The 18926-nt window shown below is 47.1% G+C and carries 6 protein-coding genes; 4 read left to right on the plus strand and 2 right to left on the minus strand.

Annotated elements, in window-relative coordinates; genetic code table 11:
- The first annotated feature begins 298 nt into the window (after positions 1-298).
- From JSS75_14325 to JSS75_14340, 4 genes are all read left to right on the plus strand, one after another.
- Positions 299-682, plus strand: a complete 384-nt coding sequence (locus tag JSS75_14325) for a T9SS type A sorting domain-containing protein (protein ID MBS1904878.1) — start codon at positions 299-301, stop codon at positions 680-682.
- A 13-nt stretch (positions 683-695) separates the two neighbouring features.
- Positions 696-5933 (plus strand): T9SS type A sorting domain-containing protein, encoded by a 5238-nt coding sequence (locus JSS75_14330; protein MBS1904879.1) that lies wholly within the window; start codon positions 696-698, stop codon positions 5931-5933.
- Positions 5934-6669: 736 nt separating this feature from the next.
- Positions 6670-9750: an IS66 family transposase gene (locus tag JSS75_14335; protein MBS1904880.1), complete on the plus strand. Its 3081-nt coding sequence runs from the start codon at positions 6670-6672 to the stop codon at positions 9748-9750.
- A gap of 85 nt (positions 9751-9835) precedes the next feature.
- A complete protein-coding gene (locus JSS75_14340) occupies positions 9836-10417 on the plus strand; it encodes a hypothetical protein (protein MBS1904881.1) in 582 nt (193 codons plus the stop codon).
- Positions 10418-10611: 194 nt separating this feature from the next.
- Here JSS75_14340 and JSS75_14345 read toward each other — a convergent pair whose 3' ends face one another.
- Both JSS75_14345 and JSS75_14350 read right to left on the minus strand, forming a co-directional pair.
- Positions 10612-16221 carry a T9SS type A sorting domain-containing protein gene (locus tag JSS75_14345; GenBank protein MBS1904882.1) on the minus strand — a complete coding sequence of 1870 codons (5610 nt, stop codon included), beginning with the start codon at positions 16219-16221 and terminating at the stop codon, positions 10612-10614.
- A gap of 36 nt (positions 16222-16257) precedes the next feature.
- Positions 16258-18069, minus strand: a complete 1812-nt coding sequence (locus tag JSS75_14350) for a hypothetical protein (protein MBS1904883.1) — start codon at positions 18067-18069, stop codon at positions 16258-16260.
- Positions 18070-18926 lie beyond the last annotated feature (857 nt).

The following is an 18926-nucleotide window of genomic DNA, read 5'->3' on the forward strand; positions in this document are numbered from 1 at the left end:
CTGCGAGAAGTCAACCGATGCGGGACTTACATGGAAGCAGGTGTACACCGGGATACCTGCCGATATTTGGTACTGCACAGCGTTGTCTGATCAATTAGTTTATGTTGCAGGTGCCGAAGGCTATATCGGAAGAACCACAGACGGAGGCACAACATGGGATACGGTTCATATACTTCCGAAACCATTACTCGGCCCCATCTCATTTCGTGATGCTGCTCACGGTGTAATTGTCGGATCGGGAGGTCGAGTGTTGCTAACATCTGATTCAGGCACGACATGGAAACAATTACCATTCCCTGTGTCAGCACAGCTAAATGGTGTCGCTATGCTCAACGATAGTGTTATGGTCATTTGCGTAGGTAGCAATATTTACCGCACGACCACCGGCGGTCTGCCATCGGGTGTGCCACAGCAACCTATGATTGATCTGAGTGTCCAGGTCTATCCAAACCCCACTCCGGGGGCTTCCACGATTCAGTATGTGCTGCCTTCGGCGACTACGGTCTCGTTCACCTTCACCGATGCGCGAGGGGTTATCGTCTCCAGTACCGCGCCACAACTCCAGGATGTCGGAACGCACACACAGCCGTTCGATGCTACGCTGCTTCCGAACGGAGTGTATTATTTCACCTTGTCCACCACGCAAGGTAGAGCTACCGGTTCGATCACGGTCCAACGATAAGGAGAACATACACATGAAAACGATTAACTGCGCACTGCGCCTAACGGTAGTATTGTCTGTAGTGCTACCACTCATTCTTGTTTCCGGATCGTCGGCCCAAATTGTCGTACCGAAGGGCTGGGAGAATAAACATGCCATTCGATTTGCGATGTTTCTCGCAGGCAGCGAAGTTTGGCAATCCTCGGATACGGCACAACTTCACCGACAGCTCGACTCACTCGGCGTCAACTGGGACGGAGAGTGGAGTACCCTTGTGGCCAACCCGGGATATAGCAATAGTATTGTGGGCTCCACAACGGCAGGTGTCGACCCGATTGCTCCCGCACCATGGGATGTCGCCCGGTTCAAGCAGCTCCCGTATTATGCGCTCCCGTATCGCATCCCCGACCGATTCCTCAATGGTCTGATGTGGAGGTATAACGATGCAAATGGGATCAACCCCGATGCGAGGTCATTCAATAACACCTACGACTCAAACGATATCTCACCCTTTAGTCTCTACCCTGCGAAGCATGCGTATGTTATCGATACATTTCATACGTATCGGTATGGCGGGGTGGATCAACGGGTCAACTATGGCGATGAAGGGAGAGTCATTCTGGGTATGTCCGATATTCGCAATGCCAATGGCCAGTTCATCGAGTCCAGCAATCGATATTTCTACCCGATCTCCGGTGGGTATCGGCGAGTGTTAGGGCCATACCATTACCCTGACACCAACACATTCTTCGACTACGCCCGAGGGTTCTCTGTTACGGCAGTGTTCAATGTTGCGAACGAAATCGACACTGCACTTGCAAATGGACGACCCACGGACAGCCTTCCTTTGGTTCGATTGCAAGTATTGTTCAAACACGGTGTTGTACCGTTAAGCTTTCCAACAGGTCAATCGGTGCTGCCAATGGTACCCTATAGAACTGCCGCGCAACCGAGTAATCCCGGATGGTATGCTCTGATTGATACAGTCATAACGAAGTCGATCTATAATTCGCTCGATGACGACTGGCGTGTTCAGGATACCCTTGCAAATGGGACAGCCGCTCGCTCGTGGAAATTTAAGCAGTTGCATCTCATTTTGAAGAATCTCCCAAGTGATTTGCTCTCACTCGCTGATGGCGTTCGACTGAATAACGACAATAACTTTCAAAAATTCGGAGATGGCTCTGGAAATGCATATTCGACGTACATTCATCCCGATTCGTTGGTTGACGACCCTCTTGATACTGCACTTCAGAGGCTTCCAATATTGGAGATCCGTCTCCTCTCGACATACCGAGACTCGGTCCGAGTTCGTTCACTTGCATTCGAGGATACGACAGCGGATAAATTCTATTACCGGAAGATGATCGGGGACACGTCGCATTCACGCGAGCCGAACGGCGCCGTCGGCGGATTCGACGACGTACTCGATTCTACCATGAGCCAGATTGCCGCCGCCGTTTCGCCCCGTCTTTGGGAGTGTTTCGGCTTCGATACGTGGCAACCGTTCCATGCATACTCGCAACCGGCATTCGCACTGATCGATTTTATCGGATCGAAGTACCACCTCTATAGCCATATCCACGAGCAGGACATGGGAAATTACATTCTTCATTACCGGCGAGACCGGTTGAGCTACGACGGCAGGGTACCGTCGATGTATGAGAACGAAGCGACCCCATGGTACAATATTGGTGTGTGCCCGGGCGATTATGTATACTACGGGCATACCAATACGATCGCTCCCGCGTTAGGGTGGCCGAATACGGCCGATACGACGATGGGCGTACTCTACACGCGTCGCACGAGCAGTGACCCCTATAAATCGTACCGGGCATTCGATACGCTCAATAACGGCTTGGACTTTCTCAGTTCCACGCTTCGACTCTCAACGCTGATCGCTCGCGCCCATCCGAAGGGGAAGCAATTTGCGGTCGAGTTCGGTATCCCTGCATGGGGAGAACTACACATTGCAGACGGCTCTGTGAAGACGCCTGCACTCTACTGGGACTCGGTGGCACATCACTGGGTCTTCTTGCCGAAGAATGTGGAGTGGCATCAACAGATCATGTTTCCCGAAGCCATCTCTGGCCTCACCTACGGAGCACTCGCCAATGGCATTACGGCGTTCAACGATGCGCAGGGGTTTGACGATGCCCGGATGCGAGTGAATGCACCGGGGCTGTTATGCCCCGAGAGTTGGTCGTCGACCCTCGGCGGCAAATACACCTTCCGATGGTCTCACGACTTCAATTTCGGACATGCAAGGGGTAGTAATAACAACGACAGTGGGCATGTGGTGTTCATCAACGACACGAACGATGTCAACGGCGGCTTCCCGGCATATTACCTCGGGTACTCGAACACGTTCCGCACGGTTGCGCGCATCATTAGCAGAATCAATTCCGCGTACGATACGCTTGCGCGTATGACATGGCTCGGAGCGTATACGCATTTCAAGACGGCACCCGGTCATTATACCTACTCTCCGTCTGACAGTGCGACCGAGGCGAGTGCGTTCCTGAAAGTGCTCTCCACGTCTTCGGTCAAACTCTGGCAACGAGGGCGAGGCAAAACGTTCGTCGACTCGGCCGCCATCGATTCGGCGAATCGTACCTTCGTCGAGGTCGGACTCTTCTTCGACTCCGTCACGACTGCCCGAAAGAACTATGCCGCGCTTCTGGTCAACACACGCGTCTACCCATCGATCCGCGACGATGACGACAGCCTGTTCTTTAACAAGGGCTTCGAGGCCAGTAACAAACAAAACCAACGAGCCCGCTCGATCTACGGGGATATCGACGTTCGGAAGGTCACGCTGAAGATCGACACGACTATGATGCCGACGTCGATGCGAAGCCATTACTACGTGGTGCATGACCTGTGGCGAAAAGACACCAACTGGCTCGTGACGCCCGACTCGTCGTTCTCGGTGTATATCAAACCGGGCGATGCGAAATTTCTCTACTTCGAGCCGGGTATCTCCATCCGGGCGTCGACGGGCGCGGCTACCTCCGGGATGGATTTCGCATATAACAACGGTCGTCGCGTCGCCGAACGCATGAAAGGAACACGTACAATCGAGGCATATACACGGGGCGGAAAGCTCTTTGTCAGCAACGCCTCGCGCGGACTCGCGAGTGCGTCGATCCAGATCGAGTCCGACGGCGACAACACCGCCACCGGCGGAGAGACGCTCATAGACGGCACGACGACGTGCGCGCGTCCGTCCGTCTGTGTCGCCCGTAACGATACGGCTGTCGCACTGGTGTATTGGAAGAACAACCAACTCTTCGCAGCCTATCAGAGCCATCCCGACAGTGCATGGATTACGAGCTTTGCGAACTTCACGTATAACGCGATCGATACCTCGTCGGGATTATGGGAGGTGACACCAGTACTGACTCCTGCATCCGATAACCTCTGGATGGTAGCGGCCGGCTTCAACGGAGATGCGGCGGCAGGGAAACTGCCCGGTATCGTGGGAGCCCGCTTCAAACTCGATACCGTCGGGGGGATTACGCAGGTCGTCTGGGTGAACGATCCGTTTACGTATCTCTTTCAGGACGGCGTGAAGGACACGACTGACTTCCTGAAATCGGAGTATCCGACCGTCTCCTCGCGTCCGATCCCAGACAGCCTGTGGCCCATTCGTCTGGCATGGCAGAAGGCCGGGAATATTCTCTACCGCAGAATTAAGTGGAGTATCGACTCGCTTCCCCCGGTACTCGACGGCATGACGATTATTTCACGGGGATTGCCGAGCTACTGCACGAACCAGCATCCAAGTATCGCAACCATCGGGTATGAGAACGATATACCGACCGCATGGAAGAACGGGGTGCCCACTCCGATACCGTCGAATACCTCGATCAACGACTACGTGACGTGGGAAGCACAGATCAATGCACCCCCGCGATACACGTCGAATACGAAGTCGTATCCCGTACTCAAAACGCGGACGCAGCCGATCAATACGATAACAGGCTCGTGGGCACGCAGTTTCCTGGTGTTCAAACCCGATACGACCTCGACCGGATACCGCTATCCGATTGTGACGGCCGAGAACCGGGCATTTGCACTCAGCGATGTGATGGTGGTCGGCAAACCGAGAGGGAGCATCATCTCCCCACGGAATAATCTCGATTATGTTCGAGTGATGTGGCAAAACTTCACCTCGCACCGCCTGGATCTCGCATCGTGGTTATGGGGCTGGACACGCGGCGGTCTTCGTGAACGCGGACTCGCTCCCTCGCTTGCGCTCTCGACCGACAGTATTTCCCACCGAACGCATACATCGAGCGTCCCGCGCTCGATCGTGTTTGTCGGCGAACAATCGTCGGGCTCCGATAAGCAACTTCGCATTACCAATGGATGGGTACCATACATCGATGTGACGGCTCCGATGGTATCGCGGTTGCAGTTCTCGCTTGACAGTACGGGAGTATCCTCGTGCACGTCGATCAAAAGCAGTATTGTCGGCGTCGTCCCGACGGTGACGGTGCAGAAGTCCGGCGGTCCGGCCCTTGCCCGTTCGTGGGCTCAGATCGATGTGACCGATCCGACGATTCTCGGCGAGAGTTGGCCGACGACAGCCCCGAATCCCATCGAGGTCTATTCCGATACCTTCTCCGTACAGAGCGGCGACTCAATCCTCGTACCGAGACGCTACGATCTCAACGACATCACGATCATTCGTAACTCGCTGGCAAGTGGGACGGATACGCTCTCGCTCGATCTGATACTGCGCAGTTTCCGTGACTCGTCGGTCATCGGGACGGTCGAGCATGCATGGATCACGAAGACGGCGATCAACTTCCCGGGGTACGGACTTGATACGAGTTCAACACGGTATATGTACACAGGCCCAGCAGATAGTGCATTTATTACGATGGAGGTGAAGCGGTCGCAGACGGATAGTTTGGTACAGGCGTATATCGAATATGAAGACAACGACTCGTTGCCGGTGACGTCATATAAACGCCCGACGACTCAGCCATCGGTTACTGCGACCGAACCACTCGGGGTGTCTATCGTCCCGAACCCACTCTCGCTCACGGCGGCGGTGAACATCTCACTTCCGGCTGAGGCGGTAACGACGGTCGAACTCTATGACATCGGCGGGAAACGGATGCAGGTACTGTACTCGGATGTTGCAAACGGTGAACTGCATCTGACGCTCGACGGAAGCACTCTTGCATGTGGGATGTATTTACTACGAGTACAAAGCGGTAGTACTGTTGTCACACGGAAGGTCGAACTGATGAAATAAGCAGTTCGACATCCGACTAACCGGAAAAGGAGGAGGCCGGGGCGGTGTTGATGCGTCCCGGTCTTTTCTGTTGGAACCCCAGGTAAGCGGGTACGATTATACACTCACACTTTCTACCTATTGAGGAAGTTCTCACCACCTGCCTTTGCATGTTTCGGCAGGTCAACAAAGCAACGCAAAAGCCAAGTCAGCAAGGGTGCTTTGACCCCGCTTTTGTACGCATATGCAGAAAAATCGAAAGCCATAGTCCTTAAAAAGTTCTTATTGTTGGCTATGTAATGCACCTCATCACTTGGGGTCGCGGTTGAGGTTGCTACATCAATAGTGCAAGCGAAGAACGAGTATCTCCATACCTTATTAAGGTCACGGGTAAATACTTCACGATCATTGTGCATGTATGAGTACTCTGCCTATTTCCGACACGAGCAGAACTTACCATACGCTATAGACAGCAGATTTGAAACCGGAGGCTTTTCTGTGCTCATTCATTACGAACCAGTCAATTCGGCAGGTAGATTGTGTTCCCACATACTTCCAGAACATTTCTGTGGGACATCTGAGTATGTACTATGAACTCCAAAACTATATCCCTATGCAACTGAAAGTACTACAAGCTATAGCTGACTGCCCCTACAAGGCATGGCAGTTATCACGTGGACCGTCACTACAGGAATCTGTACCACCAACTACACTCGGCGGTTTATCTGTCAACGAAAGAATCTCTCTTTCAGCATGGGTGATTGAGCACTCCGAGGCCTCGTTCTCACATAAAGATACCAAACTCTTAACCAAGTATATAACAAAGGCTCAGGAGTTGATTCGTACAACGTATGCCATAGTATCAAACGGAAGCCCACCACCGTTCTACAAGATCGCCCATTGTTCGGAGTGCCAGTATCGAAACAAGTGCCATACCCAACTGCAAGAGCGCGATTGCATCAGCCTCCTTCCCGGCATGACACCGACCGTACGAGAGAAGTACCACCGTAAAGGCATCACAACAATCACTCAACTTGCCCACCTGTTCCGTCCCCGCAGGCGAAGTCGTGCTCTGCATATCACTAATCGTTATCAGTGGGAGCTAAAGGCACTTGCTATTAGGGATAAGAAAACTTATGTCATCCAAGCGCCGGATATTCATTCGCAAGGAGTCTCGATCTTCATTGACTTCGAAGGCCTTCCAACAGAGCAGTCATACTATCTGCTCGGCTGTCTGGTCGTTTCTACGTCTCAAGAACCCAAATATTATCACTGGTGGGCCGATACCCCATCACAAGAACAAGAGTGTTTCATTCAGCTCCTTAGTCTTCTGCATCAGTATCCCGATGCACCGATCTACCACTACGGAAGCTACGAGTCCAAAGCACTGCGTTCGGTACTAAAAGCACTCGGAAAGTCATACCAACAGCAATGGGCTCTGCTCGAACCCCGATTGGTGAACCTGCTTGGCTATCTCAGAACTCACGTCTATCCGCCTACCTACGGAAACGGACTCAAAGAAGTGGCAGGGTTTCTCGGGTACACGTGGTCCGACTCGATAGCAGACGGCTATAGCAGTACCGAGTGGCGTAAGGCTTGGGAAGCGACAAACGAAGTATCGGTGCAAGAAGCCCTCATCCAGTATAACAGGGACGACTGTATGGCCTTGAGTCTCTTACACCACTGGTTCCGTCAACTGACGGAGGGAGCGATTACCGATAGCGTTCAGCAGGTGTCCGAGATGAAACGGCACTCTCCATTTCGGCTCCAGAGCAATCCGGAGTTTGGGGAAGATTACGACCGGATCAGTAAAGCCTCCTATTTCAACTATCAACGGGAAAAGATCTACTGGCGAGGACAGCCAAAGAAGAACACACCCAAAGAGAGCCCTTTAAGCCGAAGGCCTCAAAAGACGTCCAAAGGCCTGATGGTCTGGCAGCCAAAGCATGTCCATGAAATATCGGTAGCTCCGCCACTGAAACGATGCCCGAGCTGCGGCTCACGATCTCTGCGTCAAGGAGCCAAACTTTACAAGACCATTCAAACCGACCTTGCGTTTACCCGTACGGGAGTCCGTCAGCACGTCATTGAACATCGTACACGGTACTCGGATTGCCTCGAGTGCGACGGACGAACCAATAACCGTAGCCTGAGAATGATGCACTACGGGGATAACCTCTTTGCTCTGGCAGTCCATTATTACGTGAACTACCGACTCAGTAACGCCCTGATCAGCCAACTCATCCAAGAGCAGTTCGGCATCTGGATCAGTCCGCAATACCTCGTGATGAATAAATATACGTGGTGGAATAAGTCATGGAAACAGGAAGCGGAGTATATACAGCGGATCGTACTCAATAGTCCGTTCATCCATATCGACGAGACTCCGGTCAGACTTGCCCGTGAGAACGGATATGTTTGGGTCTGTGCTACTCCTGATTCGGTATTCTACCACTATTCGCCGACACGCTCTGCGGATGTGATTAAAGAGATACTCGGAGACTATAAAGGGATAGTGATCTCCGATTTCTTCCCGGCGTATGAAGCGATCAACGTTCAGAGACAAAAATGTCTGATTCATCTCATTAGAGATCTCAACGACGACCTGTTCAAGAGCCCGTTCGATACTGAGTTCGGTGAGATGGTATCGGAGTTTCGGACGCTCTTACGGCAGATCGTAGAGACAATCGAGAAGTACGGACTGAAGCAATCGCGTCTGAAAAAGCATGTATCCGATACCGATCGGTTCTATCGGAAGCAGGTCGATTGTGCTCATTCGAGCGAATTAGCCTCTAAATATGCAAAACGCTTCCAGAAACACTGGGACGAGCTCTGGACCTTTCTTCATCACGATAATATCCCTTGGAATAACAACAACGCCGAGGCGGCGATCAAGGCATTTGCACAGCACCGGCGTGGGTTCAAAGGGGTCATGCATCCTCGGGGACTGCGTACCTACTTAGAGATGCTCTCCCTCTCGCAAACCTGTCGGTATCGGAATATCCCATTTCTAGGGGTATTACGCCGTAAACGAGGGATATGGGAGCATGCACGGGAAAAGAGTCTCCCGCCCTTTCTGCCATTCGCTCAGGCGAGGCTCTATGTTCATAGACTTCACTTCGAGCGTAAGCGAGAATGGATGCAGTGGGTTCAATCGGGAAAACGACCGCCGTTCATTCCCTATAACCCACACCTGACCTATCGAGGTGAAGGATGGAAGGGTTGGCAGGATTGGATTGGGTTTGAGTTCTTACCGTTCGCGAAGGCTCGGGTCTATGTTCGGTCACGAAAGATCAAGACCATGCGGGAGTATGACAAATGGTCGAAGAGCGGAAAACGTCCGAGAAATATCCCGGCAGACCCTGCCCAGATATACAAGAATACGGGTTGGGTCGATATTAACGATTGGTTAGGGACGAAGTCGAGAAAGAAGATGCGACTCTCGTATGAAGAAGCAAAGAAATATATGCGCTCAACGAACGTACGGACGCAGCATCAGTTCTTCAAATGGCGGAAAACCGGTAAGCGACCGGATACCATTCCGTCCGATCCCGTTAAAACGTATCCTGAGTTTGAAGGCTGGGGAGCATTCCTCGGTACAGGACGAATCGCAAACCAACGAAAGCGATACTGGGACTACGATCTGGCCAAGTCGTTCTTTCGGATTCTCAACGTTGACTCAAGAAAACACTTTCATGCACTTTGTCTGGACGGGAGGATACCACCGGAAATCCCGAGAAATCCTGAGGCCTATTACCGGAAGAAAGGGACGTGGAAAGGGTATCGGGATTTCTTGCACTTGAAAGGCGCGCTTAAGTCTATTCAAAAAGAATACTGAAGGATTTGAAATGCAAAAGTCACCGTTAAGAATTATTGAGAGTAAATTCACTATTTGAACTGCTGTTACATAGTTTACTAAAGGTATGGAATATCTTGAATTTGAGGATAGGCCTCATCCGTATGATGATCAATATTACGAGTATTTTGACCAATTTGAGCGAGGTGAACTAATCCAACTGATGGATCTTCTCAAAGAGCTGGATAAGTTAGACCCTACGTACATGCATCCTATTTTGTCGATTGCAGATCTGTTATACGAGATAGGCAACGAAAAAGAAGGCGATGCTCACATTGCGGAGGCATACCGTCGTGTTGTTGAGATAGTTTGTGTGAATGGCAAGTGGCCAGATAGATTAATATGGGGGTGGTTAGAGAATCGACACCTACTGCGTGCAATCGAGGCGTACGGTGATATGTTATGGAGACGGGGCACTCCAAACGAAGCACTGGCAGTATATCGACAGATGTTGCAACTTAATCCGTACGATAATCAAGGCGTTCGGTTCAAAATGCTGGCAATACGGATGAACTTCACGTTTCTGGAGCACGAATCTCATAACGAATCGGATAACGATTCTGCTAATTTTTGGATGCGCCAGTTTGATACGTATGCGTCTGAATTCCCTAACGATTTTCAAGATTGGCTAGCAAAATATGGAGATTGAGTAACGATGTTAATAGGCATTAATTGGAGTTAGCGAACAAGTATTTATGCCGTTATATCATGTATTGATCTTTGAGTTACTGAATATTAAATGAGAATTAATTATCATTTGTCTATCCATGTATACAAAAAGTGACCGAAGAAAAACAACTTCGGCCACTCCTTCACTTTAAAATATCTATAAAATGGATATGACTATTTTTTTACCTCCAATTTGATTGTTTTTACAAAATTGCCCGATTGAGCCCTTAGGTAATAGTTGCCACTCGCAAAGTAACTCGCATCAAGTATAAACCTCAAGTTGGGATTATCGATGACATCGTTGAAGATGCCTTTAACTTCTCTGCCTAAGAGGTCATATATGCCAATAGTAAGGGGCATCCCCTTGGCGCCACTAACATCAACGGCTGAAAGCAACGTAAATGGATTTGGATACACACTGATCTCAAGAGGATTGGTAATGTATGAAACACTCGGTGTTGAAGGTTTCTTAAAACCGGTATCTGTTACAGGATATACATAGTTATCCTGGAATGTTCTATCGTGCTCCTGTATCTGGGACAAGTATAGAGTGCTGGATGTATCCTTATTAGAAATAATCGTTAGATAGCCTTTGCCAGAAGTAGGAATACGAGATGGATTATCTACTGGATGTGTAATTGAGACATGTGCGAGTTTTGCAATCGGGGGACAATCCACTGGTGGTGCAGGAACCGGAGGTGGGAATGGTACTTTAATAGAGGTGATCGTCGGAGTAGTCCCACCTTGTATAATGATTCCATCTAATGTGTCGACAACTTGATGTGAAACGGAATCCTTCAATACGAGCAACATCGAAAGAGTATCAATTTGAGAAGGGAAAGTCTCTGAAATCCACGCCGAATCATCAATTGCCAGTTCTCGTTCAAACCGAATTGAATCACCTAGCTGGACTGTGAACATATTTGTACGTATTGAATCCTCTGTCCTAGGCCAATATTTTGCAGGAGGAGGGTATACTTGAAACATTCCGACATGGGTAATGTCTGTTGTGTTGTATTTCCATTTATGATTGGTATCCGGCGGATTGGTTGTTGGGCAAGTCGAACACCCTCCTCCATCACCAATCGAATATGTCAACCCTTTATTACATGAGGATTGGCTACTCGACACAGAAATTGTTTGAGTGAGAGATGAACGAATTGAAGTCTCATCTCCGACATTCCTAGCGTTAATTCTGACGGCAAATAAGCCATCATCTTCAGAATTACTTGAATATGTTCGATCAATTCCCCGGAAAGCGAAAGTGCGAGCATTCCCCCCGTCCACCTTGTCGAACTGCAAAGACTGATTTGGGTAAAGCCCCTTATCCCGAAGTTGGTGATGTTGCCAAAGTGAGTTGTCACTCGGTGTTGATTCTGAAGAAATGCGTTCCATATGAATCTGTCGGGTGAACGTATCTTGGAATACAACAGCCTGATCATCGCTAGGATCAAGCGAAGAAGCACCGGTTGTCTTGACCCGAATTTGAGGCAATGGAAGATTATCCTTTTTTGGATAAAATGTTGTGAAGGACCCCCATGCAAACTGAACGGGGGGTAGTGCATCCCTCGATCTGAGTGCCACTACTACATTATTCGTTGCATTGCCAAATTCAAGTTTAGAATTGCATCGACTTTCAACCATTTCCCACGTAACAATGGGTTCGCCCGGTGCCGGCGCAATAACATACTCTTGTTGGCCACCAACTATGATCGGTTGCCACTTCCTACTATCAACGACGGCGACATTCGGGTGATGGTGTTCACAATAAGGAGCGTCTTTTGTAACACGCTCCGGCTGAGAGTATTGTGAAAGGAAAGCATTATTTACTGCATTATAGTCAAACCGTTGATAATAAATTTGAGAATTTGGTTTTGAACCATTTGGGTTGAATTGTTCTTCCCAAACCAAATACAACCGCTCAGGGTCGTTAGGGAAGTCAGCCCAATCTCTTCTGCTCGCGACACTCGGAAATAATGCACAGAGTGAATTAGGATCGGCATGTTGTGTATTTAGAGGGAAACTACTAATAGAATTGCCTCCCGAAGATGAGATTGTAACAACCATTGGACGAATATCGCTTGTGGAGGGATCAGACCAAGCAAGGAAGAAACCATCTTTGGTCGGGACGACCGAAGGTGTCGGGAATCGATCCGGATGATTACTATCATGGCAAGGATCGCCATTTGATGGTGTGAAAACGACCTTACTTCCTCGCCAGGTTACATCCACAGTAGAGGTGCCCGATGAGACTGGTCTGACCCCCCACTCAAAAAGCACCGCTTGCTGAGTGCCATTTTGTATACCATCACTGAATACAATCGCGACAGTATCATAGCATGTACCAGAAGTACATGTCGATTGATGCTTTACCGCTACAGATGGATTTCTTGCATCCGAGAAATTCCCAAATGAATTTGCATTTGCTTCTTCGGAATAGTTGTCTTCTGTAGATTGATGTGGATTATTGGTGATGTTATACTGAATATTCCCTTTACGTTCCCAAACAATAATCCGTTGATTGTTCTTAAAATCCGCAATACGATGGCCATTGTTATATGCCATCCCAAGAGGCGAACTCTTACCAACAGGAAAACTCGTTGCAGGAGATATACGTAATAGTGTCCCCTCTCCTGGCTCGAAATCTATCGAGTGTGATGGATGGTTGGAGTTGTCAGAAAATTTCTTTACTTCTTCAACTCCTGTACGAAGATTCGTTACTGAATAATAAGTATACAACTGAGATGGATCAAGCACATTCCGATATGGCTCGAATGTAAATCTTCTTGCATCTACAGCACCAAGCATATTTTGCCATAGGCTTGAGTTTGTGGCACTAGCAGACTTATCTAACATCACTACAGAACCGTCTGAAGCGTAATTGATAGGCCACATTCTCCTGTTGAGTACAAGTATGAAATGGGCTAAATCTTCAGTAGGGTCAGAGAATTGGGTTAATGTATAATAACTCTTAGACTGTACATCTTCTGCTCCACTTTCTGGTAACAAGGATTCGCTTCCTGTAGCGAGGGTTCTATTTTGGTAGTCGTCAGGCTCAAATTTAAGGCTATGTATACTCGTAATTGGAAAATCTGTCGGCAATGATGTTACTTGAGAGTAATTGACAACCTCCTGCCAACGAAGTTCAGAAAGCCGTTTGCCGACGGGAATGACATCCGAAACTGATTGCTTAGCTCCTATCCATCGTTCATGAAAGCCGTAGAAGGTTGGAATTGGAACTTTGAATTGTACGTGGGAATATGGGTAATAATTTGGCCAAGTGCCGTTAACTACCCGAGGGTCTGAGACGTCAAAAAAATAGGCTAGTTTTGCTCGGTCGGTGCTGCTTGTGTGATCCCCACATCCACCCCAATTTTTGTCCCAAAAATCTCCGAGTGTTGTTGGAGCCCATCCATCTATGCATGGAAGTTTTGATGGAGTTGGGTTCACATCACGCTGCGGATTGCCACTGACTTTGTTAATCACGTTTATATTATTGTTGTCTAAATAGTAGCCGAGAGTGTGCTGGGAGAGATCGAATGACACTGGAACCCATTGTTCATCCCATACTCCGTCATAGTCTGTGTTCCCAGTGCAAGAGGATGGAAATGTTTTGTGAATCAAATAGTGCGTGAATGAACTCTGCGGAATAAAAGGGTTGTTACAATCACCGGAGCCGTACCAAATTAGGCCCTTTTCAGTACTCGAACCCTGAATATTCCCGTCATAATCCGTATTAAATACATTATCACTTATTCCAATCTGTTCACCGCCATCACTTCCAACATTATTGAAAAACAACCCTGTTGCTCCCCACGCTAGGGCATCCCAAGTTTCTGCCCTTATCTCACTTTTCGACGGACCCCGTGAAGAAACCAGCATATCACAACCACTACCCCAATACTGCAGGCCAAGGTGATCCGTCTTCCATATCCATGAGTAATCGATGTGGTGGTTCTGTTCCAAATAATCAGTAATATTTCCTGACTTAGCACCTTCGATTATTCGATCAAGTAGAGTTTTGCCCCCACCAATATCGGTAGAACGAATCGTCGACATTGGATATGTTGGGCTTGTACTTCCATTGCAATCTTTCGAATCACCCGAATTCCTAAAATTTAGAATAGTTGAAAGTAACGTGTACCATTTAGTTGCTGGTGCTTTCTTGAACGCGGCATCTGCTGCTGTTCCAAAAAGTTCATCAAACTTACTCAAATATCCCTGCATGTTTGATGTATAATCCAAATAGCCTTGAAATCTATCCGTTCCGGAACCAACAACCCCCTGCTTGATCGGGAAGCCTAAATCTATAAAGTTAGATCCTGACTGGCGATACGCAAAAGGGATGGCGTCGGAAGCTACAAATGGAGGATCGTCACTCGATTGTCCCTTTTGAAACATTTCGAAATTTTCTTGCATAATTGTGGTGGGCGGTTTATCTGTTTGATCTTCATATATTGCTCTATACCACGGGTAATTATTATGAGTGATATTTGTGCTCAGAAAAGAGTAGTCAAATTCCCTTATTTGTTTTGCTACAATTTGATCGACATATGCAAGTGTTCTAAAACCCTCATAAGTCATTTCTCCTCCAAGAGCAATCCCCCGTGTATGATCCCATGCAGAACTAGACACGGATTTTACAGCAGTTTTGATAGCGGAAGCATCCTTTCTGATTTGATAATCCCACCCGCCTGTTAATATCTTATCAGCTACTTTTGATCTGATTCTAAATCCCCTTACATATATCCCAGGTGATTGACTTGTAAGTATTGTAAGAACGAGGTGGTTTGCCTGCGTTATATCTATTTTCATCCTGGCTATTGCATAATTATATGGTTGAGATGCAATCCCAGCTTTGGGGGCAGGAAACTTTGTCAGATACGGACTTTCTTTGGGCGCATAGCTTCCGGAATTGATTTGATCAAGGTACTTTTGGTACGTAATGATTATCTGCCTGTCTGATGTCGTCGGTAGGCTCGCATCATAATTAACTGCAAAAAGCGGGTCATTCGGCCTGGTGCTAATTGCATTGCTAGACGGCTGTGAACCATCTAATCGGTAAATAAAATCAACATAGGCATATTTGGGCCCGTGATCAGCCACAAAATTTCCATTGTCGTCGGTTTCAATAATGTCGTGATCGTGAGTATACCGATAATCATAGTCACCACCATAATAAAACAGGTCTTGCTGTGGCCCGTGGTATTGATCTGATTTTGAAAGATCTAGATCAAGCAATGTGCCACTTGTACTCCGATCGATAAGCCACTCGCTCCCTACCGCAGACCCTTTTACGGTAGTCCAATACGAAAAATGTCCACTCTGCAAAAATTCATTGAGCCAATTTCTTTCAACATCAAACTCATTGTCGTTTTCATATGAAGCTAAGAAATCGCGAATCTCAGCGCCTGGAATCCCGAACCTGTTGCCAATGTACTTATACTCAAATTCAGAATAGGTTGCCCCTAGGTAGATATTCATCCCCTTAGGAAAGTAAGTAGCATCCTGCGTTTGCCAATTAGTCCATCCTCCTGGTCGGTTTCCCGAATAGAAGAGATTGAATCCAGCTTCATTCATCTTTTGAAAAAGAATCGTTGGGTGATTGTCTGCGCTATAATCAACAGATCCCCAATTTAGAGTTGAAAGTTCGAATGGTCCGATAGGAAATTCATCGGAAGATAGGGGCGGAGGGTCAACTTGTGGTTGCGCATATAATTGATCTGAAAACAACCAGAATAATATTGCAATACAAAGGACAGGTAGTGTTTGTGTTAGTCTCATTGTAGTAGTTCTATGTGTTTGTGGAAGAAAGGAGAATTACCAGTTAAAAATTCTTGATTGTGGAATGTTGTTACGAGTCAAGACGCAGACATAGGTACCTTTCGGCAGATTTAAAAATGGGATCTCAATAGAAGACATGTTTGATTCTTGACTATTGATTGACTGGCTATATATACATCTCCCCAATAAATCAAACACTCTGACGACGGACGAGGAGAGGATCGGTTTATCGACCTCAATTAAGAGTGCCGAACGAGACCTCAAAGGTACAACATTGAAATTGTCATCCAGAATGGTTGTATTTAACGGCACGCCATATTTGGGGTTGGGTCGGGATGGAATTAAATGCGATCCGAAAATGACGCGTATAGAACCAATCTGTTCGCGAAGTGAACTCATGTCAGAATATGAAGGAAACCCCAAAAGCACATCGTCAAGGGTGTCATCATTTGCGCGGACGAATACCGGCGAGGCTTCATCGTTAATGAAGTTCGGGTCATAAAAAAGGTCTGCCTTACTATCGCTGGAACTTCCAAGTACATATAAATAGTAATAGTGCTCAGAACTAGTTTTCATAGCGTGCACTAGCAAAGTCGGATTATCCGAACCATTGACATCTCCTCCTGCGTACAAATCATGCCCGTTGAATGAAGGTGAACCATCCCCATTTGCCAATTCATCAGCGGATTCGAGAACTAAATCCATATGTTCTAATTTTAATCTTTGGTCGCCAAAGTCAGCGCCACCCTGCTTGATTGCAATTCGATAATAGCCAGTATTGCTTTTGTATTGGAAAACTAAATCCTGTGAAATATCCTTAGAAAGTTTAGGAAGACAAGTTACAGCTAAAGCCCCATCCAGCCTTATTCTGGATAAGTTTTGACTGCTATAAGTGCCCAGTTCAGGATTTTCCCATCCAGCTAGAAGTGTGTCATGTATAATCGATTCAGCTAAATTCGAAAGTGAAAACTTGTATGTGTTCCTAAAGAAGAATAGATTAGCAGGCTTGTCAGCAATAATAATGTCTTTCATACCACTACCGCGCCAATCTCCAACTGCAGTTGTCCAACTTAAGTAACTTTCGGAAGGTTTTTCAGCTAGGAAATAAACTGAATCCGGGAACAGTATTGCCCTGTCAATAATAGTAGTTTGACCTCCGCGATAAAACATAAGAAAAACTGAATCAGGCTTATTACCCGGATAAGGTCCTATGTCAGCCCCAAGGACAATGTCATCTAGTCCATCACCATCAAGATCACAAATAATTGGGTTCTGGAGTGCGGTAAGATCATAACTTACTCCTGAAGTATGAAAACTAAGAGTGCAGTATCGTGCTGTGTCAACATTCCCAAATTCATCTGACAGGTAGACCTGTTTTGTATCGTTCCGAAAGAAGTCAACCACAGTTGTTGAATGAAAGTGACAAGGGATAAGCCTGTCATAATATGGAGGTTTGAGATACGTCTCTTTGGGTAAGTGTTCATACTGAACAGTAGGGACTAATGAATGTATATTTAATGGTGATGTATTCTTGATAGCAGAATAATTACTATTGAGTGGTAACATGCCAGTTGTGAATAAATAAGGGAAGTTACTGGTCATGCCTAAATTAAGATTAACAATATGCAAATTTTCTCCCAATAATTGATTTTGCACGTCACCACAAACAGAGTCTATCTCTGAAGGATAAACGAGGGATGGGAAATAGCAGTTAGAATCATATACTGATTCACCAACTTGACAACTACAACGCCCAGGGAATATGCCTATACAGATAATAGAGAAAATTGTCCCCAAAACCAAGGTAATGGGTAGGGCAATTTTTGTAACATGATGAGTCCCGCTCATAATATCTTAGGAAAGTTAGGACGCCTATAATAACGAAAACAGATTGCCTATAATGCCCTCTCAAGAACCAATCGATGACTTAACAAAGGCACTGTATATAGCTGATCATAGTGAATTCCAATCATCAATAGATTTCTCTAAGAGACACCTGTTCTTGAAAAAAGTTGCATTTTCTTATAGAACAGGTGGTCACTTTTTTATCTCCACAAGTTATTCTACAGAGAACGATTCGAATGCATGAAAGTTACTGCCATTCTAAAGGGACATCTATGCATACACTTGATGACCACAATGACGTGTGTAGACAACAGCCAAAGTCATGTGCTTCCTCATCTTTCACATCACAAACTCCGGCTACTTGATGTGTATTTTTCGTGCTGCAACCGTGATACTTCAAGTTTTGTTTGTAGTCATTCGCCCTTGAGCTTTTGCAATGAGACTAGGTGTTCTTCTCTTAACTGACTCAAGGTATTCCCATATTATATGGTGAATGCCGAGGTCGTCTTGAAGCGATTGGAACCAATGTCTCAATGCACTTAAACTGAGATAGTCAAGACAACGAATTCGGTCAGAGTCCTCACCCCAAAAGCAGCACAGATATTCCGATTCAATTTGTGGCTAACACTGCCATTACAGTAGGGGTATTTGACAGCGAACTCAATCAACTTAGGTTCAATCACAATCCTCGAATACTCAACCATCTACCACTTTTTCGTATTCCGAGTGAAAAATCGAGGCAATTCATTGAGCGGTAGGTTGAGGACCTACTTCGAGAGATTTTCTTCTTGACCATGTAGGTCTTTCTCAATTAAAACTATTTCTAAGCACATAGACAACCATGCCGTTTGGCAAGCTAT

This window comes from Bacteroidota bacterium, assembly GCA_018266755.1.
Lineage (GTDB): Bacteria > Bacteroidota > Ignavibacteria > Palsa-1295 > Palsa-1295 > JAFDZW01.

Coding starts and splice junctions, on each gene's coding strand:
- JSS75_14330 (MBS1904879.1), top strand. CDS start 696: ATGAAAACGATTAACTGCGCACTGCGCCTAACGGTAGTATTGTCTGTA.
- JSS75_14340 (MBS1904881.1), top strand. CDS start 9,836: ATGGAATATCTTGAATTTGAGGATAGGCCTCATCCGTATGATGATCAA.
- JSS75_14345 (MBS1904882.1), bottom strand. CDS start 16,221: ATGAGACTAACACAAACACTACCTGTCCTTTGTATTGCAATATTATTC.
- JSS75_14350 (MBS1904883.1), bottom strand. CDS start 18,069: ATGAGCGGGACTCATCATGTTACAAAAATTGCCCTACCCATTACCTTG.